This window comes from Nocardia otitidiscaviarum (assembly GCF_007362295.1).
GTDB lineage: Bacteria > Actinomycetota > Actinomycetes > Mycobacteriales > Mycobacteriaceae > Nocardia > Nocardia otitidiscaviarum.
This window is the reverse complement of sequence record NZ_CP041695.1, coordinates 1,655,914-1,679,611: the sequence shown is the minus strand read 5'-3', so window position 1 is coordinate 1,679,611 and position 23,698 is coordinate 1,655,914. Positions and strand designations below refer to the sequence as shown.

Annotated in this window: 17 protein-coding genes and 2 tRNA genes; 10 read left to right on the top strand and 9 right to left on the bottom strand. The window is 70.4% G+C overall.

Annotation, left to right across the window (positions count from 1 at the left end; translation table 11 throughout):
• Window positions 1–831, top strand: a complete 831-nt coding sequence (locus FOH10_RS07100) for an alpha/beta hydrolase (RefSeq protein WP_039811848.1) — start codon at window positions 1–3, stop codon at window positions 829–831.
• A 15-nt stretch (window positions 832–846) separates the two neighbouring features.
• Here FOH10_RS07100 and FOH10_RS07095 read toward each other — a convergent pair whose 3' ends face one another.
• A complete protein-coding gene (locus FOH10_RS07095) occupies window positions 847–1,872 on the bottom strand; it encodes an endonuclease/exonuclease/phosphatase family protein (RefSeq protein WP_186000747.1) in 1,026 nt (341 codons plus the stop codon).
• A gap of 120 nt (window positions 1,873–1,992) precedes the next feature.
• Between FOH10_RS07095 and FOH10_RS07090 the strand changes: the two genes are divergently transcribed.
• The 5 genes from FOH10_RS07090 to FOH10_RS07070 all read left to right on the top strand — a co-directional run bounded on the left by FOH10_RS07090 (window position 1,993) and on the right by FOH10_RS07070 (window position 6,628).
• On the top strand, window positions 1,993–2,325 hold the full coding sequence (locus FOH10_RS07090; protein ID WP_143980114.1) for a glyoxalase superfamily protein: 333 nt from the start codon (window positions 1,993–1,995) through the stop codon (window positions 2,323–2,325).
• A gap of 121 nt (window positions 2,326–2,446) precedes the next feature.
• Window positions 2,447–2,518: transfer RNA gene (locus tag FOH10_RS07085), tRNA-Arg, on the top strand.
• A gap of 9 nt (window positions 2,519–2,527) precedes the next feature.
• Window positions 2,528–2,599: transfer RNA gene (locus FOH10_RS07080), tRNA-Pro, on the top strand.
• A gap of 33 nt (window positions 2,600–2,632) precedes the next feature.
• Complete coding sequence (locus FOH10_RS07075) at window positions 2,633–5,071, top strand: hypothetical protein (RefSeq protein ID WP_143980113.1); 2,439 nt, start codon at window positions 2,633–2,635, stop codon at window positions 5,069–5,071.
• A gap of 120 nt (window positions 5,072–5,191) precedes the next feature.
• The gene (locus FOH10_RS07070; RefSeq protein WP_143980112.1) at window positions 5,192–6,628 is read left to right on the top strand and encodes a hypothetical protein; all 1,437 of its coding nucleotides are present in this window, start codon (window positions 5,192–5,194) and stop codon (window positions 6,626–6,628) included.
• A 52-nt stretch (window positions 6,629–6,680) separates the two neighbouring features.
• Here FOH10_RS07070 and FOH10_RS07065 read toward each other — a convergent pair whose 3' ends face one another.
• From FOH10_RS07065 to FOH10_RS07050, 4 genes are all read right to left on the bottom strand, one after another.
• The gene (locus tag FOH10_RS07065; RefSeq protein WP_244961733.1) at window positions 6,681–7,604 is read right to left on the bottom strand and encodes a helix-turn-helix domain-containing protein; all 924 of its coding nucleotides are present in this window, start codon (window positions 7,602–7,604) and stop codon (window positions 6,681–6,683) included.
• Window positions 7,605–7,667: 63 nt separating this feature from the next.
• Window positions 7,668–10,679, bottom strand: coding sequence for a bifunctional [glutamine synthetase] adenylyltransferase/[glutamine synthetase]-adenylyl-L-tyrosine phosphorylase (locus FOH10_RS07060; protein WP_143980111.1), 3,012 nt, complete (start codon window positions 10,677–10,679; stop codon window positions 7,668–7,670).
• A gap of 70 nt (window positions 10,680–10,749) precedes the next feature.
• Entirely contained in the window at window positions 10,750–12,090 is a 1,341-nt protein-coding gene (locus FOH10_RS07055) for a glutamine synthetase family protein (protein WP_029932578.1), read from the bottom strand.
• Between the two features lie 94 nt (window positions 12,091–12,184).
• Entirely contained in the window at window positions 12,185–13,711 is a 1,527-nt protein-coding gene (locus FOH10_RS07050) for an alpha/beta hydrolase (RefSeq protein ID WP_143980110.1), read from the bottom strand.
• 175 nt (window positions 13,712–13,886) lie between these two features.
• Between FOH10_RS07050 and panB the strand changes: the two genes are divergently transcribed.
• The 4 genes from panB to FOH10_RS07030 all read left to right on the top strand — a co-directional run bounded on the left by panB (window position 13,887) and on the right by FOH10_RS07030 (window position 17,220).
• Complete coding sequence (gene panB, locus FOH10_RS07045) at window positions 13,887–14,744, top strand: 3-methyl-2-oxobutanoate hydroxymethyltransferase (RefSeq protein ID WP_143983905.1); 858 nt, start codon at window positions 13,887–13,889, stop codon at window positions 14,742–14,744.
• Between the two features lie 162 nt (window positions 14,745–14,906).
• Window positions 14,907–15,371, top strand: coding sequence for a hypothetical protein (locus FOH10_RS35480; protein ID WP_029932581.1), 465 nt, complete (start codon window positions 14,907–14,909; stop codon window positions 15,369–15,371).
• Window positions 15,371–16,327 carry a prolyl aminopeptidase gene (pip, locus tag FOH10_RS07035; RefSeq protein ID WP_143980109.1) on the top strand — a complete coding sequence of 319 codons (957 nt, stop codon included), beginning with the start codon at window positions 15,371–15,373 and terminating at the stop codon, window positions 16,325–16,327. The genes FOH10_RS35480 and pip overlap by 1 nt, the downstream gene beginning before the upstream one ends.
• A complete protein-coding gene (locus tag FOH10_RS07030; protein WP_143980108.1) occupies window positions 16,324–17,220 on the top strand; it encodes a CHAD domain-containing protein in 897 nt (298 codons plus the stop codon). The genes pip and FOH10_RS07030 overlap by 4 nt, the downstream gene beginning before the upstream one ends.
• A gap of 181 nt (window positions 17,221–17,401) precedes the next feature.
• On the opposite strand, the gene FOH10_RS07025 is transcribed toward FOH10_RS07030, so the two are convergent.
• The 4 genes from FOH10_RS07025 to FOH10_RS07010 all read right to left on the bottom strand — a co-directional run bounded on the left by FOH10_RS07025 (window position 17,402) and on the right by FOH10_RS07010 (window position 23,407).
• On the bottom strand, window positions 17,402–18,778 hold the full coding sequence (locus FOH10_RS07025; protein WP_143980107.1) for a lipase family protein: 1,377 nt from the start codon (window positions 18,776–18,778) through the stop codon (window positions 17,402–17,404).
• Window positions 18,779–19,118: 340 nt separating this feature from the next.
• Complete coding sequence (locus FOH10_RS07020) at window positions 19,119–21,233, bottom strand: helix-turn-helix transcriptional regulator (protein ID WP_143980106.1); 2,115 nt, start codon at window positions 21,231–21,233, stop codon at window positions 19,119–19,121.
• Window positions 21,234–21,415: 182 nt separating this feature from the next.
• The gene (locus FOH10_RS07015; protein ID WP_143980105.1) at window positions 21,416–22,357 is read right to left on the bottom strand and encodes a beta-ketoacyl-[acyl-carrier-protein] synthase family protein; all 942 of its coding nucleotides are present in this window, start codon (window positions 22,355–22,357) and stop codon (window positions 21,416–21,418) included.
• A gap of 3 nt (window positions 22,358–22,360) precedes the next feature.
• Window positions 22,361–23,407: a 3-oxoacyl-ACP synthase III family protein gene (locus FOH10_RS07010; protein WP_143980104.1), complete on the bottom strand. Its 1,047-nt coding sequence runs from the start codon at window positions 23,405–23,407 to the stop codon at window positions 22,361–22,363.
• Window positions 23,408–23,698 lie beyond the last annotated feature (291 nt).

Sequence of the window (23,698 nt, the reverse complement as noted above, 5' to 3'; positions counted from 1 at the left end):
ATGACCACAACCGAGACCGGCGAATTCGACGGCAAGGGCGGCCGGATCTTCTGGCGAGCGTGGCTGCCCGATACCGAACCGCGTGCGGTCGCGGTGATCGTGCACGGCATCGCCGAACATTCGGGACGCTACGAACACGTCGGTCAGCGTCTCGCCGACGCCGGTATCGCGGCCTACGCCCTGGACCACATCGGGCACGGGCAGTCCGCGGGCGGCAAGGCCAATATCGAATCGATGGAGAATACGGCCGACAATGTGGAGACCATGCTCGGGCTCGCCACCGAGCGGCATCCGGAGCTGTCGCGCTTCGTGATCGGCCACAGCATGGGCGGGCTCATCACCTCCTACCTGGCCACCCGCGCACCCCTGGACGTGACCGGCATCGTGCTGTCGGCGGCGGCCATCGAGATCGAGGCCGGGAACCCGATCCAGCGCATGCTGGGTCCGCTGGTCTCCCGATTCGCCCCGAATCTCGGGGTACTGAAACTGGATTCGACGCTCATCAGCCGTGATCCCGCGGTGGTGCATGCGTACGACACCGATCCGCTGGTGTACACCGGGCCGGTGGTGGCGCGCACCGGAGCGGAAATGCTGGAGGCCACCGTCCGGGTGAAGGAACGCCTGTCGGTGCTCACCGCGCCGCTGCTGGTGCTCCAGGGCACCGCCGACGGCCTGGTCGCGCCCACGAGCGCCGATGTGCTCGAAAAGGGCGTCGGCTCAGAGGATCTCACCGTCATCCGGTACGAGGGCCTCTACCACGAGGTGTTCAACGAGCCGGAGCAGGACAAGGTGCTCGGCGATCTGCTCGAGTGGTTGGAGGCGCGGCTGTAGCCGTGTGCGCGGAGTTCACAACCGTAGTCGGGCGATCACCGCGCGGTGGTCGGAACCGGGCACGGCCAGCGTGCGCACATCCTCGGCCTGGCCCTCGGCGACCAGCACCCGGTCGATGCCGATGACCGGGCCCCAGGACGGCTCCTCCGGCCAACTGGTGAGCCTGCCCGCACCCGCCAATTCGGCGGCGTCGGCGAAGCGGCCGGTCAGCAACTGGCGATACGCGTAGTGGTCGAAGGTGGCGTTGAAATCCGCGCCGACGATGGCGGGACCGGATGTGGTGGCGAGCAGCTCGCGGATGCGGTCCATCTCGTCGACCCAGGCCGCGAAGTTCAGCGGCGGCGGCACGGGATGGAACTGGAAGACCGTCACGGGACCGCGCTGCGGATGCAGCATGGTGGCGCGCAGGTTGGCCAGTTCGAAACCCGCCAGGGTGACGCCGTCCTGGAGCGCGTGGCGGCTGAAGATGCCGCCGCCCGCACCGCCGCCCAGCGGGGCGAGGTACCGGTACGGCAGTTCGGCGTCCAGACCCGCCGCCTCCAGGCGCAGCAGCATCTCCGGGGTGAGTTCCTCGAGGGTCAGCAGTTCGATGTCGTTGTCGCGCACCGACCGCACCACCGCGTCGGCGTCCGCCTCGCCGAAGTACAGGTTGGACTGCATGACCGGGATCTCGACGGCGAAACTCGCCTTGCCGTCCGGCACGAACAGGGTGAGCTGGCTGAACAGTGCGGCCGCCACCACCGCACCGGCCACCAGCGCGCTGCGCCAGCCGCGGGCCAGCAGCAGCAACACCGCGCCCACCAGCGCGCCGAGCATGAGGTAGGGCGCGAAGGAGGCGGCGAGCACGATCTCCCGCTGCGCCCACGGTGCGTAGTGCAGCGCGACCCCGGCGGCCCCGACCAGGACGGCCAGCCAGCCCAGCACCAGCAGCACCCGGCTGCTCCAGCGCCGCACCGGTGACGGCCGCGGCACTACGACCGTCTCCGCCACCGCGGTCCCCGCACTGCCCGAATACCCGGTGAACTCTTGTTTCCGCACCATGTGACACCTCCCCTTCGGCGACCACCCTACGGGAACGGCACCTGTCCGCGTCCGGGCGGCAGCGTCGGGATCGGGGCACGGCGGCGCGAATCCGTCGGTGGGGTCTGGGACCATCGGCACATGCGCGAACAGGTCGTCCCCATCCTCCGCGTCGCCGATGCGGCGACCGCGGTCCGCTGGTACGAGCGGCTCGGATTCACCCAGCGGTGGGAGCACCGTTTCGAACCCGGCCTCCCGGCCTTCGTCGAGGTGGCGCGGGGCGATATGCGGTTGTTCCTGTCCGAGCACACCGGCGACGCCCGGCCGGATACGCTCGTCTACCTCTCGGTGCGCGATGTGGACGCCGTGGCCGCGGAATTCGGGATGGCGGTCGAGGACGCGCCGTGGGCGCGGGAGATCGAACTGAGGGATCCCGACGGCAATCGACTACGGATCGGCACACCCGCCGACTGACACCCGGGGCACGTGTTCTCGGGCATCGCACGTCGGGCTGGGCACAGGACCCGGACTCCGAGTGGCGGTCACGATAATTCACGTGCCCGATCGGGTCGGCGCGGATACGATCCGAACGTCTCGTGGAGTAGATCAGTGGCAGATCACCCGGCTTCTCACCGGGCGGGCGCGGGTTCGAATCCCGCCTCCACGTCTGTAGCGCCCTGGTGTAGCTCAGTGGCAGAGCGCCCGGCTCGGGACCGGGAAGGCGCGGGTTCGAATCCTGCTGCCAGGTCTGGTCTTTCGGTTCAGCATGTGGGGAGATTCGGTGTCCGATCAGTCATTTCGAGACGGTCCGGCGCAGTACGCGATCGGGCAGTTGGCGCGCGCCGCCGCGGCGGCCGCACGCGCCGCCGAGGGCGTGGATCGGGACCGGGCACGTGAACGCATGCGGCGCTGGCGCGATGTGCTGGACGGCATGGCGGACGGTTCGCTGCGGGTCGGGGATCGCACGCCGGTCTCGGGGCTGCCCGCGTGGGTGACGCTCGAGGTTGCCCACGGCGGCTTCGCGACCGGGCGGGCACTGGCCGAACAGCCGCTCGGTGCGGCCGAATCCGCACTGCTCACGCGACTGCCCCGGGATGTGCCCGGTGGTACCGATCGGGAGCGGTTGAACCGCTGGTATCTCGGGGATGCCGGGCAGGCCGAACTGCTCGCCGCCCTGCGGTCCGGGCAGTATCGGATCGAGGTGCCCGAGGATGCCGCGCTGCCCGTGGTGGCGCTGCTGCTGGAGCGCGGGTTCGCCGCGGAGGCCCTGGATCTGGTGGCGGAGCTGTCACCGCTGCTGGATCGACTGCGGTTCGTACCGCCCTTCGATCCGGCAGCGCGACCCGCCGGTACGGCGGTACGGGTGGCCTCGGTCGGCGAGGTGCGCGGCGCGTTGCGCGCCGTGCGGACACCGGAGCCGCTGACCGCCATGCGCACCACCCTGGAGGTGTGGAATCCGCTGTACGACCGGCTGGTAGCGCTGTGGTGCGAGACGGTGACGGGTGAGCTGCCCACTCTCGATGAGACGGGCGCGGTGCGCGGCGGCTGGCCGTGCCGCCGACTCCCCGCGGACTGGGCGGCCGAGCGTGACCGCTGGCTGGCCGATGTGGCCGTCGCGCAGCGGGATTACGGCCTGAGCGGGCGGCACGCCCAGCCCAGGGGCAATTTCGCGCGCCTGCACGACGCGCTGCTGAGCTGCCCCGATGGCAGCGCGAATCTCACCGCCCGCCAGGTCGGGTGGATTCGCCGCGCCATCGCCAACACGGTCACCCGGCACGGTGCGCCGGGCAGCGCCGCACGCGCCCGGGTGCGCGCAGCCCAGAGGGATTCCATTGCGGCACCGCTGCATACGACGTTCGCGGCGCTGCTCACCGCCCGGCTGCGGCACTATCCGGCCGAGGGCGGCATCCCCGACCTCGCCCCGGTATCGGCTCCGGTATCCGATGACGACCGCTGCGATATCCCCTTCGGCACAGCCATTCCCCGGCATCTGCTGGACAAGGCGGCCCGCGCCCTGGAGGCGTCGGCCGACGAGCTGATCCGGCGCGGCATCATCGGCTCCGGCGATATGCTGGCGCGGGTCCTGCCGCAGCTCACCTCGCGGCTGCTGGCCGCCGATTTCGCCGACCCGGCCGCCGCGAACCTGTACGAGCAGCTCTACACCGCCTTCCGACGCCGCCGCGGCCTGCTGCTGCTGAACCTGCAGGGCCAGGTGCGCTTCGAAGAACTGCCCTGGGTCGCCGCGATGGCGGCACTGCGTGGCGGCGGCGCGGATGCGGCCGGAATCGAGGATGCCGCGAGCGGAGTCGGAGATTTCGGCGCGATCGGGGCCGATACCGCGGCGACGGAGCCCGCGGCATCGCGCCGCGCACGGCATCGAGGCGATGCGGCACGGCACGGTGCGCTGGCGGCCCGGCGGTTGCTCGGGCAGATGACGCTGCTGACACTCGACGCGTTTCCGTATGCCCTGCTGCCGAATCCGCTGGTGCGGGAGTTCGGTGCGCTCGCCCGGCAGGCGGAGCTGGACTTGCCGCTGGTCGAGGAGGTGGCGGCGGATATCTTCATGGGCACCTTCACCACCAAGTGGTTGGCGGCCGCACTGGTGGCCGGGCGGACCCTGGAAGGCACGCTGTACCAGGCGTATTACGATCTGCCCGCGCCCGGTGAGTGGGGCGGGCACGCCGATACGACGCAGCGGTGGGGCCGGGCCACAGCCGCGGGATTCACCGAACTGTGCACGCGCCGGGCGGGCGAGGCGGGATGCGACGGCGGGTATGTCGCGCGCAACGGGGCGATTCTGGAGCAGAGCCAGATCCTCACCACCCACAACCTCGCGGTCCTCTTCGACGCGCTCGAGTTGACCGCGCGCGTACGGGATTCCGCACCGGACCTCGCCCGCGACACCTTCACCTGGGTGGTGCACCAGCTCAGCCGACCCGCGCCGAACCGGCACGCGGAGCTCATCACGGCGAAGAACGCCGCCTACGCCTGGCGTCAGGGCGTGTACCTGCTCGCCGCGTGCGACCGCGAAACCCAGCGGGCCCAGGTGCTGCGCCTGATAGACGACGCGGGCGACACCCCGCTCGCGCCCGCCATCACGGGCCTGGGCCATATCGTCGAGGGCGGCCGCTTCACCCGCCAGGGCTGGGTACCCGACGGCTCCGGCCGACGCCTCCTCGGCTGGACGGCACGACGGCACTGGCTCTTCGGCGGACCGTAGCTCCGGTGGGTACAGCTGCGGCGTGCCGTGGCGAATCGCCGGGGGCATACCCGCGACCGGAACCCGGCGAGCGCTGTGCGCGTCCAATCCGTACACGACACTCGTGAACGGAGGCCGCCGATGGACCCGGAATCGCTGCATGCCGGTACCGCCGCCCGCCGCGCCCAGCGGGGTGCGGAGCGCGAGCAGCGGCGTATCTCGCACGCTGGCGTCGATCCCGACTACATCTGGCGGATGGAGCGGTTCACCGAGCTGACCCACGCCGAGATCCACGCGCGGGTGCGGGCGATGGACCCCGCCGCCATGCACGAGAGCGCCGACACCTGGGTCGGGATCGCCGACAGTCTGAGCGGAGCCGCGACGGGACTGCACATGACGGTGCAGTCCGCGCTCGCCGAGGCATTGCGCGGGCAGATCGCCGAGGCCGCCGAGGCGGCGGCGCGGGCCTTCGTGGCACGGGCCATGGATATCGCGGAGGTGGCGCGCAATGCCGGGCACCGCATCACGGCCGCCGCGTACGGTGCCGAGGCGGTACGGAGAACCGTGCCACCACCGCCGGATGCTGTCGCGGCGCTGCCCGATTCCGGTGCGGCGCTGCCCGATTCCGGTGCGACGCTGCCCGATTCCGGCGCACCGGCGGCCGGTGTCGATGCGACAGCACCCTTGCAGACCACGCCGACGGGCATCGCGGACCCTGCGGCGGAGCGATTCGCGGAGGAGCAGTACCAGCTCGCCTTAGCGGCCCTGGAAGCGAACTACGTGCCGATCTATCCTCCGGCCGGGTCGGGTGTGCCCGCCTTCGAACCCGCCCCGTCATCTCCGGACGGCAGCGACGATGGTGCTGCTACAACACTTCCCGCATCCGCCGTGTCCGGCGGTCCGATCTCGTCCGGGAACCCCGCCGCCTACGGAAACCCATCCGACGTGGTACCGGTCCGCAAGGACCCACCACCCTCAATGACCACCGATCCGACTGCTGCGGTGGTGAATTCGCCTGCCCTCGGCCATCCGAACGCTCCGTCGGGTACCGACCACGGAGTATCCGAGCCACCGCCGCCTGCCAGCCCGCACGGCGTGCCGCTGGCCGACCCGGCGACCACACCGTCCGGCGTGACGCCAGACCCGACAGCGCCGTCGCATTCCCCGGCGACCCCCAACCCGACAGCGGTACTGCCCTACTCGACGGCCCCGGGCCCGACGACAGCGCTTCCCAATCCAGCGACACCCGGCTCGACAGCACTGCCGGGCGCACCGGGGACGTCCGCCTCTCCCCCGGCACCGGGCGACCCCGGCCGCAGTATCCCCAGCCAGCCGACCGGCCGAACCACCCGCATCCCAACGTTTTCCGACAGCACCCCGCGTGCTGGCGGTTCCTGGCTCCCCGCCATGTACCCGCCCATGACGGGGAGCGGCGGTGACCAGGACGCACCCCGCACCACCCCCGCCTGGCTCGTCTGGAACCGAGAACAGGAACTCCTGGGCGACCCGCCACCATGCGCACACGGGGTCATCGGCGCGGACATTCCCGCCGCCCGACCATGCACCGGCCCCGAATGAGCGGACGGGCCTGAGCTGCAACCGATCCCGATATCCGCAGCCACGCCGCCGCTCATTCCCGTCGCCGCAACCAATTGATCGGGTCACCATCATCGAGTTCGGTTGCACCGTCCCCGATTTCGGTGCGCAGCCAATGCCGCACCAGGTACCGCCGGTGTGCCGAGTAACCGAGCACATGCGCGATCACGCTGCCGAGCACGAAGCTCTCCGGTGGATCGCAGAGCGCGTCGATGAGCGTGTCCTCCCATCCGCCGCGCCGGTCGATCTCGCGCACGGTGTCGAGCCAGCGCACCGCCACCCGCTCGTGCCGGTCGACCAGTTCCGGTAGGTCGTTGCCGCGTGGGCCGGGCATGTCCTCGCCGTCGATGGCGGCGAGCCAGCATTCCTTGGTCTCGACCAGATGGTCGAGTACCTCGGCGATGGAGGCTTCGGGGCCACGGAAGGCTTCCACGGTCAGTCCGGGCATCCGGACCCGCCGATACTGTTCCTCGGTGAGTTGCCCTGCCGCGGTGAGCAATTCGCGGGCGTCCTCGATGTCGTGGTGCAGCAGCAGCGTCGTCGGATCCATCTCGGACCGTCCCTTCGGCGCGTTCTCCACCCACAGCGACATGGGCGGATGGAAGTGGATGCCATTGGCGGCGGGCAGCCAGCGGCGGCGCTTCTCCGCGGTGGTGGCGCTGGGCGGGTGGCCGAACGCGCGGCTGTATGCCCGGCTGAAGCCCTCCACCGAGTCGTATCCGGCCGCGAACGCCACCTCGGTCACCGATTCCCCGGTGGACAGCGCCCATGCCGCACGCTCCAGCAGCACCCGCCGCTTGAGGGCGACCGGCGGTTCGCCGGTGCCGCGGGAGAACTGCCGGGTGAAGTGGAAGGGCGAGGCGTACGCGCCCGCCGCCATCTCCTCCAGTGTGGTGTTGTCCTCGTCCAGGACGGCGTCGAGCAGTTCCCGCAGTCGGTCTCGTCCGTTCTTGGGCACATCAGCAGTCTGCCAAGCCGGTGGCCGCCCGCGCTTGACCGTTCTTGCGGAGCCCGCGCGGAATCAGCCGCCGAAGACCCGCTCGACCACCGTCTTCGCCCGGCGCGTCACCCGCATGTAGTGGTCCAGGAACTCACTGCCGTCGTCATTGGGCCATCCGGCGACGATCGCGATGGCCGACAGCAGCCGTCCGGGACCGGGCAGCTGATCGGCGGGTTTGCCGCGCACCAGCACCAGGGCGTTGCGGGCCCGGGTGGCGGTGAGCCAGGCGTCGCGCAGCAGCGCCGCGTCGGCGGGGTCGATGAGTTCGGCGGCCTCGATGGCCTCCAGCGATTGCAGCGTCGAGGTGTTGTGCAGATCGGGCACCTCGTGCGCGTGCTGGAGTTGCAGCAGTTGCACGGTCCATTCGACGTCGGCGAGTCCGCCGCGGCCGAGTTTGGTGTGGGTGGCCGGGTTCGCGCCGCGCGGCAGCCGCTCGGAATCCACCCGGGCCTTGATGCGACGGATCTCGCGCACCCCGTCCGGGGACATGCCGCCGTTCGGATAGCGGATCGGGTCGACCGTGCGCAGGAACCGTTCGCCCAGCGTCGGATCGCCCGCCACGAAGCGGGCCCGCAGCAGCGCCTGCACCTCCCAGGACTGCGCCCACTGCCGGTAGTAGGCGGCATAGGCGGCCAGGCTGCGCACCAGCGCGCCATTGCGGCCCTCGGGGCGCAGCCCAGCGTCCACCTGGAGCGGCGGATCGGTGCTGGGCGCACCGAGCCGGCGCTGCACCTGTTCGGCGATGCCGATGGACCATTTCACGGCGACGGTCTCGTCCTCGCCGGGACGTGGGTCGCACACGAACAGCACATCGGCGTCGGAGCCGTAGCCCAGCTCCAGGCCACCCAGGCGACCCATGCCGATGACGGCCATGGCGGCGGGCGCGGGTTTGCCGCGTTCCACCTCGCTGGCGCGGATGACCGCCTGCAACGCCGCCTCCAGGGTGGCGATCCACACCGAGGACAGTGCCTCGCAGACCTGCGGCACCTCCAGCATGCCCAGCACATCCGCCGAGGCGACGCGGGCCAGCTCGCGACGGCGCAGCGACCGGGCCGTGGCCACCGCCCGTTTGGGTTCGTCGTAGCGCGCCGCGCCCGCGAGGATGCCGCGCGCCACCTCGGCGGGCTGGGTGGCCAGCAGCAGCGGCCCGTTCGGGCCGTCGGCGTACATGCGGATGGTTTCCGGCGCGTTGATGAGCAGATCGGGCAGGTAGGCCGAGGAGCCGAGCACGATCATGAGCCGCTGCGCGATGGCGCCCTCGTCGCGCAGTTCGCGCAGGAACCAGATCTCGCTGTCCAGCCCCTCCGAGACGCGGCGGTAGGCCAGCAGACCGGCGTCGGGATTCGGTGTGTCCCCGAGCCATTCGAGCAGGGTGGGCAGCAGCAGCGCCTGGATGCGGCCCTTGCGGCCGATCTCGCCGGTGAGGGCCTTGAGGTGGCCGAGCGCGTTCTCCGGGGCCGCGTAGCCGAGCGCGGCGAGCTGCCGCACGGCCGCCGCGGGGCTGAGTCGCAGCGCGGCGGCGTCGAGCCGCGCCACCGATTCCAGCAGTGGCCGGTAGAAGAGTTTGGCGTGCAGCCGCCGCACCCGCACGGTGTTGCGTTTGATCTCGCTGCGCAGTACGCCCACGGCGTCCTGGCGGCCGTCGGGGCGCATGTGCGCGGCCCGCGCCAGCCAGCGCATGCCCTCCTCGTCGTCGGCGGCGGGCAGGGTGTGGGTGCGCTTGAGCCGCTGCAATTGCAGGCGGTGTTCGAGCAGTCGCAGGAATTCGTAGGAGGCGGTCAGATTCGCGGCGTCGTCGCGGCCGACGTAGCCGCCCGCCGCCAGCGCGGTGAGCGCTTCCACGGTGCCCTGCACGTGCAGGGATTCATCGGCCTTGCCGTGCACCAGTTGCAGCAGCTGCACCGCGAATTCGACGTCGCGCAGCGAACCGTGCCCGAGTTTGAGTTCACGCTCGCGCATATCGGCGGGCACCAGATCTTCGACGCGGCGGCGCATGGCCTGCACGTCGGCGACGAAGTCGGTGCGCTCCGAGGCCGTCCACACCATGGGCATGAGCGCGTCGCGGTACTGCTCGCCGAGTTCGAGATCGCCGGTGGCGGGCCGCATCTTGAGCAGGGCCTGGAATTCCCAGGTGCGCGCCCAGCGCTTGTAGTAGGCGATATGCGATTCCAGGGTGCGCACCAGCGCACCGGCCTTGCCCTCGGGGCGCAGCGCGGCGTCGACCTCGAAGAAGGCCGCGCCGCCGACGCTCATCGTCTCCGCGGCCAGCCGGGTGGCGGTGGTGTCGGCGGGTTCGGCCACGAACACCACGTCCACGTCGGAGACGTAGTTCAGTTCGCGCGCACCGCATTTGCCCATGGCGATGACGGCCAGCCGCACCGGCACCGGCCGATCGGGGCACACCCGGGCCACCGCCACCGCGAGCGCGGCGGTGAGGGCGGCGTCGGCGAGGTCGGTGAGATGCCAGCCCACCTGCTGGTACGGCAGTACCGGTTCGTTCTCGACGGTGGCGGCCAGATCCACGGCCGCCAGCAGCATGAGCTGATCGCGATACCGCTTGCGCAGCAGGGCGACCGCCTCCGGTCCGGAGATCTTGGCGCGGTACAGCATCGGACCCGCCTGCGGACCGTCCTCGGGCTCCGCGGCGACGGCGTCGAGCAGTTCGGCGAGGATCTCCGCACGCCCGGGCAGATCGCGGCGGCGCAGCAGCTGCCACCCGCCGGGATCGGCCACCAGATGATCGGCGAAGGCGCTCGACGACCCGATCAGCGCGAACAGCCGACCGCGCAGTGAGGTATCGGTGCGCAGCTCGGAATCCAGTGCGGCCCAGTCATTTCCGAGCGCCTCCCGCAGGCGCATGAGCGTGAGCAACGCCAGGTCCGCATCGGGGGAACGCGACAGCGCCCACAGCAGCGGAACACTGTCGACATTGTCCCATGCCAACTCCCGGAGGTTGTTGGCTGCCGACGGCTCGAGCAAGCCGAGCCGTCCGACACCGGGGACCGCGGAACGGGCAGTCGGTGGCCGGACCATGCTCCCAAATTACCTGTCAGGCGGGGCGATCGCCGTAACGTTCCCCGCTCGGTTGTCGGACGCCGGGCTGCTACAGCCCCAGGTACTCCTGCAATTCGAACGGCGTCACCTGGGACCGGTAGTCGGCCCACTCGCGACGCTTGTTGCGCAGGAAGAAGTCGAAGACATGCTCGCCCAGCGCCTCGGCGACCAGTTCGGACTTCTCCATGTTCTTCAGCGCCTCGTCCAGGCTGCCCGGCAGTTCACGGAAGCCCATGGCGCGCCGCTCGGCCGACGTCAGCGACCACACGTCGTCCTCGGCCTCCGGCGGCAGCGTGTAGCCCTTCTCGATACCGCGCAGACCGGCGGCCAGCAGCACCGCGAAGGTCAGGTACGGGTTGCAGGCACTGTCGGGGCTGCGGATCTCGACGCGGCGCGAGGACGACTTGTTCGGCGTGTACATCGGCACGCGGACCAGCGCGGAGCGGTTGGAACGGCCCCACGACGCCGCGGTCGGGGCCTCGCCGCCGTGGATGAGGCGCTTGTAGGAGTTGACCCACTGGTTGGTGACGGCGCTGATCTCGTGGGCGTGCTCGAGAATGCCCGCGATGAAGGCGCGTGCGGTCTCCGACAGGTTGATCGGGTCGTCAGGATCGGCGAAGGCGTTCTGCTCACCCTCGAACAGCGACATGTGGGTGTGCATGGCCGAACCCGGGTGCGCGGCGAACGGCTTGGGCATGAACGTGGCGCGCACGTTCTCGTCGATCGCCACTTCCTTGATCAGGTAGCGGAAGGTCATCACATTGTCGGCCATGGACAGCGCGTCCGCGTAGCGCAGGTCGATCTCCTGCTGGCCGGGCGCGCCCTCGTGGTGGGAGAACTCCACGGAGATGCCCATGGACTCCAGCGCGTCGATGGCGTGGCGGCGGAAGTTCGGGGCCTCGTCGTGCACGGCCTGGTCGAAGAAGCCGCCGTTGTCGACCGGCACCGGCGAGGAGCCGTCGTAGGGGCCGGGCTTGATCAGGAAGAATTCGATCTCCGGGTGCACGTAGCAGCTGAAGCCCATATCCCCGGCCTTGTTCAGCTGGCGGCGCAGCACATGGCGCGGATCGGCCCAGGACGGCGAGCCGTCGGGCATGGCGATATCGCAGAACATGCGCGCGGAGTGCTGATGCCCCTTGGAGGTGGACCACGGCAGCACCTGGAAGGTGGACGGGTCCGGCTTGGCCACCATGTCCGCCTCGGAGACGCGGGCAAACCCTTCGATGGCCGAACCGTCGAAGCCGATGCCCTCTTCGAAGGCGCCCTCGAGTTCGGCGGGAGCGATCGCCACCGACTTGAGATAGCCCAGGACATCGGTGAACCAGAGCCGTACGAAGCGGATGTCCCGCTCTTCGAGCGTCCGCAGCACGAATTCCTTCTGGCGATCCATGCTCGCGAGCGTAGGCAGTCGGAGTTAAATCCGTGTTACATGGCAGCTGCGTTGTGAAACCTTCGCCGGCGAGCCGGCCCGGCCGTGCGGGACATCAGCAGGTCAGTCCCGGCGTAGGCGGCGTCAGGTCGATCAGGTAGTCGATGACGGGCGTATCGACACAGTCCGACACGCCCGACAGCGACACGGTGTGGCGGGTGCCGTTGTAGGTGATCAACGCGGCGTCGAGCTGCCGGGCCAGGTCCACGCCCGCCTGGTACGGGGTGGCCGGGTCCTCGGTGGTCGAGACCACCACCGTCGCGGGCAGATTCGGGATCGAGACCTCGTGCGGGGTGGAGGTGTTGGGCACCGGCCAGATCGCGCACAGTTCCAGCGGCGCGGCCCCGGTGCCGCGGCCGTCGTCGAGGAACGGGGCCACCCGGCGGTATTCGGCATCCTGCTTGGCCGCGACGGCCCGGTCCTCCACCCGTGGATCGTCCACGCAGCGAATGGCGTTGAACGCGTCCGCGGTGTTGTCGTAGGTGCCGTCGTCGCGGCGACCGTCGTAGAGGTCGGCCAGGGCCAGCAGGGTGTCGCCGCGGCCCTCCCGCAGTTCGTTGAGGCCCTTGGTGAGCGCGGGCCAGAACCGGTTGGAGTACAGCGTCTGCTGCACACCGGTGATGGCGTCGCCGTAGTGCAGCCCGCGCGGGTCGTCGGTTACGGCCGGGGTGTCCCACAGCGGGTCGACCAGCTCCCGGAACCGCTTGACCGATTCCGTGGGATCGGTGCCGAGCGGGCAGGCGGCCTCGGTGGCACAGTCTGCCGCGTAGGCGTCGAATGCCTGCTGGAAGCTCTCGGCCTGCAGGACCGATTCCTTGACCGGGTCCTGCGAGGGGTCCAGCGCACCGTCGAGCACGAGTGCGCGCACCCGGTCGGGGAACTGCTCGGCGTAGGTGTAACCGAGCCGGGTGCCGTAGGAGTAGCCCACGTAGCTGAGCTTGTCGTCGCCGAGCACCGCGCGGATCACGTCCATGTCCTGGACCACCTCGCGGGTGCCGACGTGGGCGAGGAACTCCGCGCCGGTGCGCTCGACGCATTTGCTCGCGTAGTCCTTGTTGTCCGCCTCGGCGGCGGCGATACCGGCCGGATCGTTGTCGAAGGGCGGCTCGGCGCGCTCGGCGTCCATCTCGGCCGGGGTCAGGCAGGTGATGGCCGGGGTGGACGCGCCGACGCCGCGGGGATCGAAGCCGATGCGGTCGAAGCGCTCCGCGAGCGCGGTGCCGTCGCCGACGGTGTTCATGGTGAGCCCGGAGACGCCCGGCCCGCCCGGGTTGAACAGCAGCGATCCGATCTTGTCGCCGGTGGCCCGCAGGCGGGAGATGGCGATCTCGGCGGTCTCGCCGCCCGGGTTCTCGTAGTCGACCGGGACGCTGACGTGGGCGCATTCGAGGCCACGCGGCAGTTCGTCCGCGCTGAACTTCGCGCAGCTGCCCCATCGCACGCTCTGACCGTAGAACTGCTCCAGCCCCGCGGGCGCGGTTGCCACCGGATTCCCGGTCACCACCTCACTGCTACACCCGGACGCCACCATCGCCACCGCCGCGACCGCGAGCACGGCGCGACCTGATCGCTTGAACCCCATGCCCACGATCGTGCCATGGCGGTTCCGGTTGCCTTCCCTTCGCCGGGAGTCCGCTCCCGGGCCGGTCACTGTGAGGAATTGCACCACGGGCACGACCACGCCGCGTGGGACACTGAAGGGCGTCAGTGAAACCCGGGGACCCGATCGGGCCTCGAGGACGACGAAAGGGACGATGATGTCCGTATCCGATGCGGAAACCCCTGCCTACGGCGCTGCACCGGCACCGGCTACTCCCGCCACGCGGAAGACGCGAGTGCATCACCTGCAGCAGATGAAGGCCAATGGTGAGCGCTGGTCCATGCTCACCGCCTACGACTACTCCTCGGCGCGCATCTTCGAGGAGGCCGGTATCCCGGTCCTGCTGGTCGGCGATTCGGCCGCCAATGTGGTGTACGGCTACGACACCACCGTGCCCATCACCATCGACGAGCTGATCCCGCTGGTGCGCGGCGTGGTGCGCGGTGCGCCGCACGCGCTGGTGGTGGCGGATCTGCCGTTCGGCAGCTATGAATCCGCCCCGGAGCAGGCCCTGGCGACCGCCACCCGCTTCATGAAGGAGGGCGGCGCGCACGCGGTCAAACTGGAGGGCGGCGAACGGGTCGCCGACCACATCGCCAAGCTGACCGCCGCCGGCATCCCGGTGATGGCGCATATCGGCTTCACCCCGCAGAGCGTCAACACCCTGGGCGGTTTCCGGGTGCAGGGGCGCGGCGACGGCGCCGAGCAGCTCATCGCCGACGCCATCGCGGTGCAGGAGGCCGGCGCTTTCTCCGTGGTCATGGAGATGGTGCCCGCCGAGTTGGCCGGGCAGGTCACCCGCAAGCTGACCATTCCGACCGTCGGCATCGGGGCCGGGGTGGACTGCGACGCACAGGTGCTGGTCTGGCAGGACATGGCGGGCTACACCAGCGGCAAGACCGCGAAGTTCGTCAAGCGCTTCGGCCGCGTCGGTGACGAACTGCGCACCGCCGCAGCTACTTTCGCCGACGAGGTGCGACGCGGCGCGTTCCCGGGTCCGGAACACAGCTTCTGATCGGGCCGGGCGAGCGGGACGGCGGCCCGCCCCCGCTCGCCCATCCCCGTCGATTCATAGCCATCGGCTCTCATCGCTGGGCGTGGCCGAACTGTGCTGGCCCGCGGCGGGAAATCGGTGGCAGACTCGGAGCGAACGAGTTGGATCGACCAAAGGGAACACATGTCGCAGGGCCGTTGGACGAGCACGCTTCATATCCGCGGGGCAGCACTGCTACTCGCCGGCGGAGCGGCCGTCGCGCTGACCGCCGGATGCGGGAACACCACGCCCGGCTCCGGACAGCCGGAGGGCTCCGCCTCCCCGTCGACGACCTCCAGCTCGGCACCGAAGACCAGCGCGGGCACCGCCCAGGGTGACCAGCTCACGGTCTCCGACGCCGTCGGCCAGCAGCTGTGCGACATCATCGAACCGCAGCTGTCGGACTGGCGGGTGCAGGGCCCCACGCTGGGCAAGATCTCACTCAACGGCTCCGTGCACGAGTGGGCGCTGCGCAACGGCGCCATCAACGGGCAGGTGCTCGGCGACAAGGACTCGGTGGACCGGATCATGACCGCGCAGTGCCCGGACGTGCACGCGCAGGCGGTGAGCGCGCTCGAACTGCCCAGCCTGGCGGCGGGACTGCTGTAATGCGCGACCTGTACCCGCCGCTGGAACCGCACCGCGAAGGCATGCTGGATGTCGGTGACGGGCAACGGATCTACTGGGAGGAGAGCGGCAACCCGGACGGCAAGCCGGTGGTCTTCCTGCACGGCGGCCCCGGGGGCGGCACCGCCCCGCTGCACCGTCGCTTCTTCGACCCGAGGGCGTACCGGATCGTGCTGTTCGACCAGCGCGGCTGCGGTCGCTCCGCCCCGCACATCGCCGACGGGGCGGGGTTGGAGACCAACACCACCTGGCATCTGGTCGCCGATATCGAGGCACTGCGGGAATTCCTCGGTATCGAGCGCTGGCAGGTGTTCGGCGGTTCCTGGGGTTCCACCCTGGCGCTGGCGTACGCGCAGCGGCATCCCGAGCGGGTGAGCGAACTCGTGCTGCGCGGCATCTTCCTGCTGCGGCGCAAGGAGATCGACTGGTACTACAACGGTGCGGCCGGATACGTCTACCCGGACGAGTGGGAGAAGTTCCTCGCGCCGGTGCCGGTGGCGGAACGGGACTCGGATCTGGTGGCCGTCTACCACCGGTTGCTGCACTCCCCCGATCCCGAGGTCGCCACCGCGGCGGCGATCGCCTGGTCCACCTGGGAGGGGGCGACGAGTTCGCTGCTGCCGCAACCGGATCGGGTGGCCGAGACGGCCGAGGAGCGGTTCGCACTGGCCTTCGCCAGAATCGAGAACCACTACTTCACCCACGGCGGGTTCCTCGAGGACGGGCAGCTGCTGCGCGATATCGACCGCATCGCCCATGTTCCGGGCGTGATCGTGCAGGGCCGCCACGACATCGTCTGCCCCACCGTCAGCGCGTGGGACCTGCACCGTGCGTGGCATAATTCGGAGCTGCACATCGTGCCCGACGCCGGGCACGCCGCCAACGAGCCCGGTATCACCCACCATCTGGTGGAGGCCACAGACAAGTTCCGGTCATGACGCACACCGCCGCAGGTCCCGCCGTAGTCGCCGCGGTCTCCGACGACGTCGATCGACTGCTGTCGGCCGAACCCGATGTGCGCCAAGACCTTCCGGACTCGGTGCACCAGATGCGGGTGGCCACGCGGCGGCTGCGCAGTGTGCTGCGGTCCTACCGGCGCGTCTTCCGCCGCCGCCCCGTCGACGAGCTGCGCGATGAATTGCGCTGGCTGGCAGGCTTATTGGGGGTGGCGCGGGATGCCGAGGTGCGCGCGGAACGCTTCGCCGCCCTGCTCGAACAACACCCGGAGCTGGCCAAGAAGAAGTTCCGCATCGGCGGAAAGGACGCTCCCGCACGGGGTTTGCGCAAGCTGCTGGTGACCGCCGAACGGGAGCGCTACGCCGCCGCGCACGCGGAGATCTTGACCGCGCTCGACAGTGAACGCTATCGCACCCTCACCGCGGCGCTCCGGACCCTGCTGGACGACCCGCCCCTACGGGAGGCGTACGCGCAGCGCCCGGCGGAACGCTTCTGCCGGTCGGTGCTGCGCGACGACTTCCATCGCGTGCGCCGCCTCGTCCGGCTCGAGCCCACCCTGTCCGAGGCCGAACGCGTGGAGCACCTGCACGATATCCGCAAGGCCGCCAAGCGCCTGCGCTATTCCGCCGACGCCGCCGTCCCGCTGCTGAACGGCCCCGCGAAATCGCTGTCCGGCAATGCCAAACGCCTGCAAACCGTGCTCGGCGACCACCGCGACGCCGTCGAGGCCGAGGCCGCCATCCGCGACCGCCTGCACGACAGCACCAACCCCGCCTGGCAGACCCTCTGCGAGGACGAGGCCGCCGCTGCCCGCAGGTCGCTGGAACAGTACCCGGCCACCACGGAGTTCCTGCGCAAGAGCTTCGACGGCTGAGACTCGACCCCCTGGGTGCATGCCGGTCCGGCCCGACTGGCGACAAGGCCGCGTGACCGTTCCAACACGGCGACGCCTGCGCTGGCCCCCGCCCCGTGTAAACACGAACGAACAGCGGCTCCGGTGACCGGCCGGCCAGAGTTCGTGCACCGACCGGGCGCGACGGTGTCCGCGGCGCGGGTCAGCGGTCGGCCGATGCGTCGCGCAGCGAACCGCGCACCGTGCCATCGCGACGCCGTGGCGATTCCGGCTCCGCGGGTCCACCGATCGGGCGGACTGTCAGGGCCCGCAGCAGCAGTGCGCCCAGGCGCAGGTAGCCGGTCGCGGCCTGGCGTGACGCGGCGACGGAGAACACGGTGTCGGTGGTCGTGCGATCGAGGGGTTTTCCGGCGAAGCGGGCCGCCAGCCAGTTCTCCACCAGCGGCGCGGCCAGCAGTCCGAGGCCGACGTGGTCGCCGAGCAGGTCGCGGATGTAGCGCACCGGGGTGCCCGCCGCGCGATAGCGGTCCACCAGCCGGTCCACATTGCCGACCGGGATGACCAGGTCGTGTACGCCCTGCACGGTGAGCACCGGGAAGTCGGGCGGATTGTCGCCCGGCTGGATGTCGGTGAGCACCGCACGCACCTGCGGCAGGGTGCGCAGGGCCGCGAGCGCGCCGCCCTCCAGATCCTGGAGGCGAGCGCGGCTGGCGCGCAGCACCAGCGGGATGGTGGTGCTGCGCTCGGCACGATCCAGCAGTTCCAGTGACGCCGGGTCGAGCCGTTCGGCCAGGCTGGCGTGCAGCGGTGGATAGGCGCGGCGCAGCCCGGCCAGACACAGCGTCGCCAGCCCGCCGAAGCCGAACCGTGCGTCATTGAGCCGGAAGAAGGTCGACTCCAGATCACCGACCGGCGACCCGGCCGCGGCGGCCAGGATATTCAGCTCCGGCGCGTAGGCGGCGGCCATCTCCGCCGCCCACACCGTGGCCAGTCCGCCGCCGGAGTAGCCGGACAGCGCCACCGGCGTATCCACCGGGTGGCCGAGGAAGGCCAGCGTGGCGCGCAGTCCGTCCAGGGCGCGGTAGCCGGGCTCGCGCGGCGTGCCGAAATGCCCCGCGGTGCCGATGTGGTCGGGCACCGAGATGGCCCAGCCCCGGGTGAGCGCGTGCGCGACGAGCAACAACTCCAACTGCGGCAGCGCACCCAAAGCCCGCGACCCGCGCCGAAACGCGTACGAGGGCAGGCAGTTCGACGCCACCGCGTCGATGGCGCACTGATAGGACACCACCGGCCGCGACCGCGCCGGATCCGCGCCCCAGGGCAGCAGCACGGTGGTCACGGCCGCTTCCGGCCGACCGTGCAGATCGGTGCTGCGGTAGAGCAGCTGCCACGCCGCGATCCGCTGCGGCAGCACCCCGAGCAGCGCCAGTTCCACCGCCCGCGACCGCAGCACGGCGCCCGGCGCGCGCCGGGACAGCCCCCGCGGCGGCCGATAGAACGGATCGTGCTCGGGCCGCGGCGGTTCCGCTGATTCGACCGCGACTTCCGCCGCCCCGCCGCCAACAGTGCTCGCCCCCATAGCGTGTCCTCTCCGCTCCGGGCGGATGTCCTCGCATCCGCCGAATCGATATTCCTCGGCAGCGCCCGCCACACATCACCCCGACGTATCGCGCGACCACGCCGGAGCAGCCATCACCTCCGTCCCCGTCGCCCGATGCCGCCCGGCCGCACCCCGGCGCACAGCCTCGTCCGCGCTCTGCCGCCACTCATCACGGGTCCGCACGCGCGGCACGGGCTGTCCGCCCGGTGCCGCCATCGGTCACCGCGGTCCGCACCTCCGCGTAGCGCCTGCCCGCCTGCTGTCATCTCGGCACCAGACCGGTGGGCCGTGCGGTCATGCTCCGCCCTGCACCTGACCCTCACCCCACCGCCGATCGCGTCGAATCCACGTGCGCCGCGAGCACGAACCGCAGTTCGCTGCGGCGGGCGACGGACAGCTTGCGGTACACCCGCGTCAGGTGCTGCTCCACCGTGCTGGTGGTGATGGTCAGCGCCGCCGCGATATCACGGTTGCGCTTGCCCAGGGCGGCCAGTTCCGCCACTCGGCGCTCGGCCGGGCTGAGGGTTTCGAAGGCGCTGGGGGCCAGGCGAACCCGCGGGATGGGCTCGGTGGCCGGTGGTTGCCGGTCACCGCGCAGTCGGCGCAACAGCAGTTCGGCATCGCACTGTTCGGCCAGCCGGATGGCGTCGCGCAGCAGCGGCCGGGCCCGGTCGGTATCGCCCATGGAACGGTAGGCGCGGCCCAGATCGCCCAGTGCCATGGCCAATTCGAGGTCGCCGTCGCCGGCGCGCGCCACCGCGACCGCCCGGCGCAGCAGACTCACCCGCCGATGCGGATCGGCGGTGGCGGCGAGAATACGCAGCGAAACCCCGGCGCTGCGGTGGCCGTCGGGGCCGCCGACCAGGTCCAGGTGCATGCTCGCGAAGGCGCGGGCCTCGCGTTGGCGGCCGACGGCCAGGTGCGCGGCGGCCACGTCATTGCGCCACGGGGTCAGCCACGCGTAGTCCATTCCCCACTGCCGCATGAGATTTCCGCACTGCCGGAAGTGCCGCAGCGCCTCCTCGGGCCGCCCGGTGGCCAGGCAGTGTTCACCGTGGGCGCTGAGATAGGTGAGGGCGAAGCGGGATTCGAACATGGCCCGGGGCACCGGGCGGCGCAGCTGGGCCGCGGCCTCGGAGTGCTTGCCCTGCGCGGTGAGCGCCCGCACCAGCACGCCGATGGGCCGCCCCGCCCACACGCCCAGATTTTCGGCGGGGACCAGGTTCAACGCGAGCACCGCGTGCTCGGCGGCCTCGCGGAGTCTGCCCTTGCGCAGCAGGGTTTCGGCGCGTACGGCCGCGAAGACGGACCGCCAGGTGGGCGCGTGCCGGGCCGCCGCCTCCGCCAGCAGTGAGGTGCACCAAGCGTCGGCGAGATCCAGCCGATCGGTGTGCATAAGGCAGTCGACGGCCGCCACCAGGGCCTCCACCGTGGTGATGGTGAGCCGGTGCCCGGCCAGGATGCGCTGGGCGGCGGCGGCGAGGTCGGCGGGCGGGCGCGGTGTGGCCAGGGCGGCGAGCAGGTCCGCGGCCTGCCGGTGCGGGGAGTCCCGCTCGCCCGGCGCGGCGGTGTCGCGGGGGCGTCCGGAGAACAGGTCGGGGTGGCGTTCCACATGGGTGGGATGGGTGTATCGGACCCAGGCACACAGGAATTCGATGCCCGGTCCGACGGTGAGCGCACCGCCGACGCCACGTTCGAGCCGGGCCAGCGCGCGGTCCACGTGCTGGCCGCATCCGTGCCACAGCATGAACGACACCGCGGCGGGCACCTCCGGGTAGGGCACCAGCCCGGCGGCCAGCGCCGCCCGTAGTCGCCCGAAGTTGCGGGTGCGCCCGGAGGGGTTGATCCGCCATTCCACCGCGACGAGCCGGGTGGCGATGGCCGCGCGCTCCCGGGCCCGATCACTGGCCCGGTAGCCCAGCTCGAGATATTTCGCCGCCCAGTCGAGCTGATCCTCGGCCACCGCCTCGGCCGCCGCGGCGACCAGCACCCGTGCCGCCCAGGCGGTGCCGGTCTCCCCCGCGGCGTAGAGGTGCGGCGCGACCACGGCCGGTCGGAATCCGCTACCGTGCAGCACTTCGGCTGCCCGGCCGTGCAGATCGCGCCGCTCCCCCACGGACAGGTCCCGCAGTAGGCGCGCACCCACCGCGGGGTCGATACAGCGTTGCCCCTCGAACGCCGCCGTCATCTCCAATTCCGTGATGACGCGGTGGGTTTCGGAGGTGTCGGTACCCAGCAGCGCGGACACCCGGGCAACGGTGGCGGCGGGGCCCAGTACCGCCACCGCCCGCGCGACGGACAGCCCCGTCCCGTTCAGCCGCAGCAGTTCCGCCATACCGTCCGGCTCGTCGTCCGGGCGGCGGTGCCGCGCCGGACCGCGCGTGCCGCCGACGATGGACAGTGGTTTCCGGTCCCGACCGATCGACCGCTGCATAGCCGACATCCCTTCATCGATCTCCTTCAGTCCCGACTGAGGGGAGGGCACGACGAGCTGATGTGCTGGAGCGGCATCGTTGCAGCGGGTGGACGCCTGACGGCGGCCGGTCTCAGCCGGGCACGACGGTGTGTTCCGGCGCTCGCCGACGCGTCCGTCGGCGAGCGATCGGATGAATCAGGTTAACCCGCAACCTGATTGGACTGCAGCTCGGCGACGGAACCGGAGCGTGACAGCGGCAGCGGTCGATACGGCAGACACGCCGCCGCGCTGTCGTCCGCGCCCAGGAACAGCACCGTGCGCACTCCCTCGAGCAGCCCCGACGCGGCAGCCTGCGCATACGCGTGCACCGGCGCCGCGCTGAACGGATCGCCCAGTGCCGGATCCACGCCCGCCACGGCCGCCACCGGAATGCCCAACCGGTAGGCCAGCCGTTCCCGGAATCCGGCCACCGGCGCGGGCGCGAGCAGCACCGCCTTGCCGGTGGCGAAATCCGCCGCGTCGATGCCCTCGTCGGCCAGGCAGGCGCGCACCACCCGGTCGGCCAACTCCAGCGGATCGCCCGTCCCGGCCCGCACGGTCAGCGCGTTGCGGCCGTCGGTGCCCGCCGACTCCAGATCCACCCAGGCGGTGGGCGGTGCCGAGCCGTCGACCTCGCTGGTGTGCGGGCGACCGAATCCGCCCGCCTCCGTATCGGATCGGAGCAGGACGGCCGCACCGCTGGCGGCGTAGGGGAAGTCGTCGCGGTCCCGAATCATGGAGGGATGGGTGTCGCCGGCGACCACCATGGCGTATTCCACCTCGCCGGGCGCCAGGAAGCACTGCGCGGCCATGTACGCGTGCAGCACACCGGTGGCCCCGTTCATGAGGTCGAAGGAGAAGGCGGGCACATTCCCGCTGACGTACTCCAGTCCGATGTCCAGGCGCTTCTGGATGAGCGCCGCCACCGCCGGTTCGGAGATATTGCTGTCGCGGAAGACGCCCGCGTTGATCACCAGGCCGATCCGGTTCGGCGACACCCCGGCCTGTTCCAGGCAGGTCCGCCCGGCGCGGCTGGCCAGTTCGAAGAAGCTGCCGGTGTCCTGATCGGTGCACACCGCCGCGGAAACAATCGCTGTGGACATACGTCACGCCTCCAATCGGGTGATGGTCGCGGCCAGGTGCCCGGAGACCACCCCGGACGCCTCCGGAATCAGCAGCACCTTGGATCCCTTCGGAATGCGCTGCCGCGCCAGGTGTTCGTGCAGCACCAGGAAGTGGGAGGTGGAGGCGGTATTGCCGAATTCGTCGTAGACGTTGAGCGGCTGCGGCATCGGGGTGTCGAAGTGCCGTTCGGTGAGCTGGCTGATGTATTCGATGGCCGGGCCGCTGAACTGGTGGTGCACCCAGTAGTCGTACTTCTCGCTCTCCCAGGTGCGCCCGGTTTCGGTCAGGAAGTCGTCCATGCGGCTGATGCCCTGCTGGAAGCGCGATTCGCTGGCCAGCGCCCGGTTGTCGGTGTACATGGCGATACCGGTGGTCTTCTCGCTCGGCATGCCCAGGCAGTGCTCGGCTCCCGCGGAGGTGGTCATGAGCTCGATGTAGTGGATCTCGTCGTGGTCGTCACCGCGTCCGTCGACCACCACCGCCACCGCGGCGTCGCCGACGGTGAGCGCGGCGAACTGGGGATCGTAGGGCTGGCTGATCTCTCGGGCGGCGGTATCGGCGATGGGCGTGATCTGTTCGCCGCTGACCACCAGGCCATTGCGCACCACCCCCGCCTTGATCATGCGGTCCAGCAGCAGCACCCCGGTGATCATGCCCGCGCAGGCATTGGAGAGGTCGAAGTACCGCGCCTGCTTCGCACCCAGGGCATTGCGCAGCATAAGTGCGAAAGACGGTGCGTAGCAGAAGTATTCGGGTCCGCGAAAGCGCGTGATCGAGACGTTGATGATGACGTCGAGATCCTCGGCGGCGTAGTCGGAGTGCGTCAGGCAGTCGTCGATCGCCCGCAGCGCCAGTTCGAACGAGGATTCGTAATCGTCCGGATCGCTGTTGTGCACGCGACGATTCTTGATTCCGGTGATCCGCTCCAGGTCCAAGGCCCTGGGGATCGACAGGCTGGCGATCACGTCCTCGGTGGAACGGACGGTGCCGGGTGTGTACGCACCGATCGATTCGAAACGGGTACGCATAGCCCCCTACTCTCTGGAAAGATTGTGCGAGTTCGGTCGAATTCTGGTGCGGCGATTCGTATTCGGATCGATCATCCGAAGCAATGCCGTCGTTATCCAGTAGCCCCGATGCCGATTCGAACGGTACCAGTACCCACTGGTAACTCTGCGCCACAACAGTCCCGCCAATCACAGACGTTACAGCGCCGTTTCAGTTTAAGATCGATAGAAACTCAAGGTAGACAGCAGTATTCGCGACCTGCCGGGAAAACTCGCATAGGGGTTGGGCTAGGGGGTGCGAGAGAACCTGTT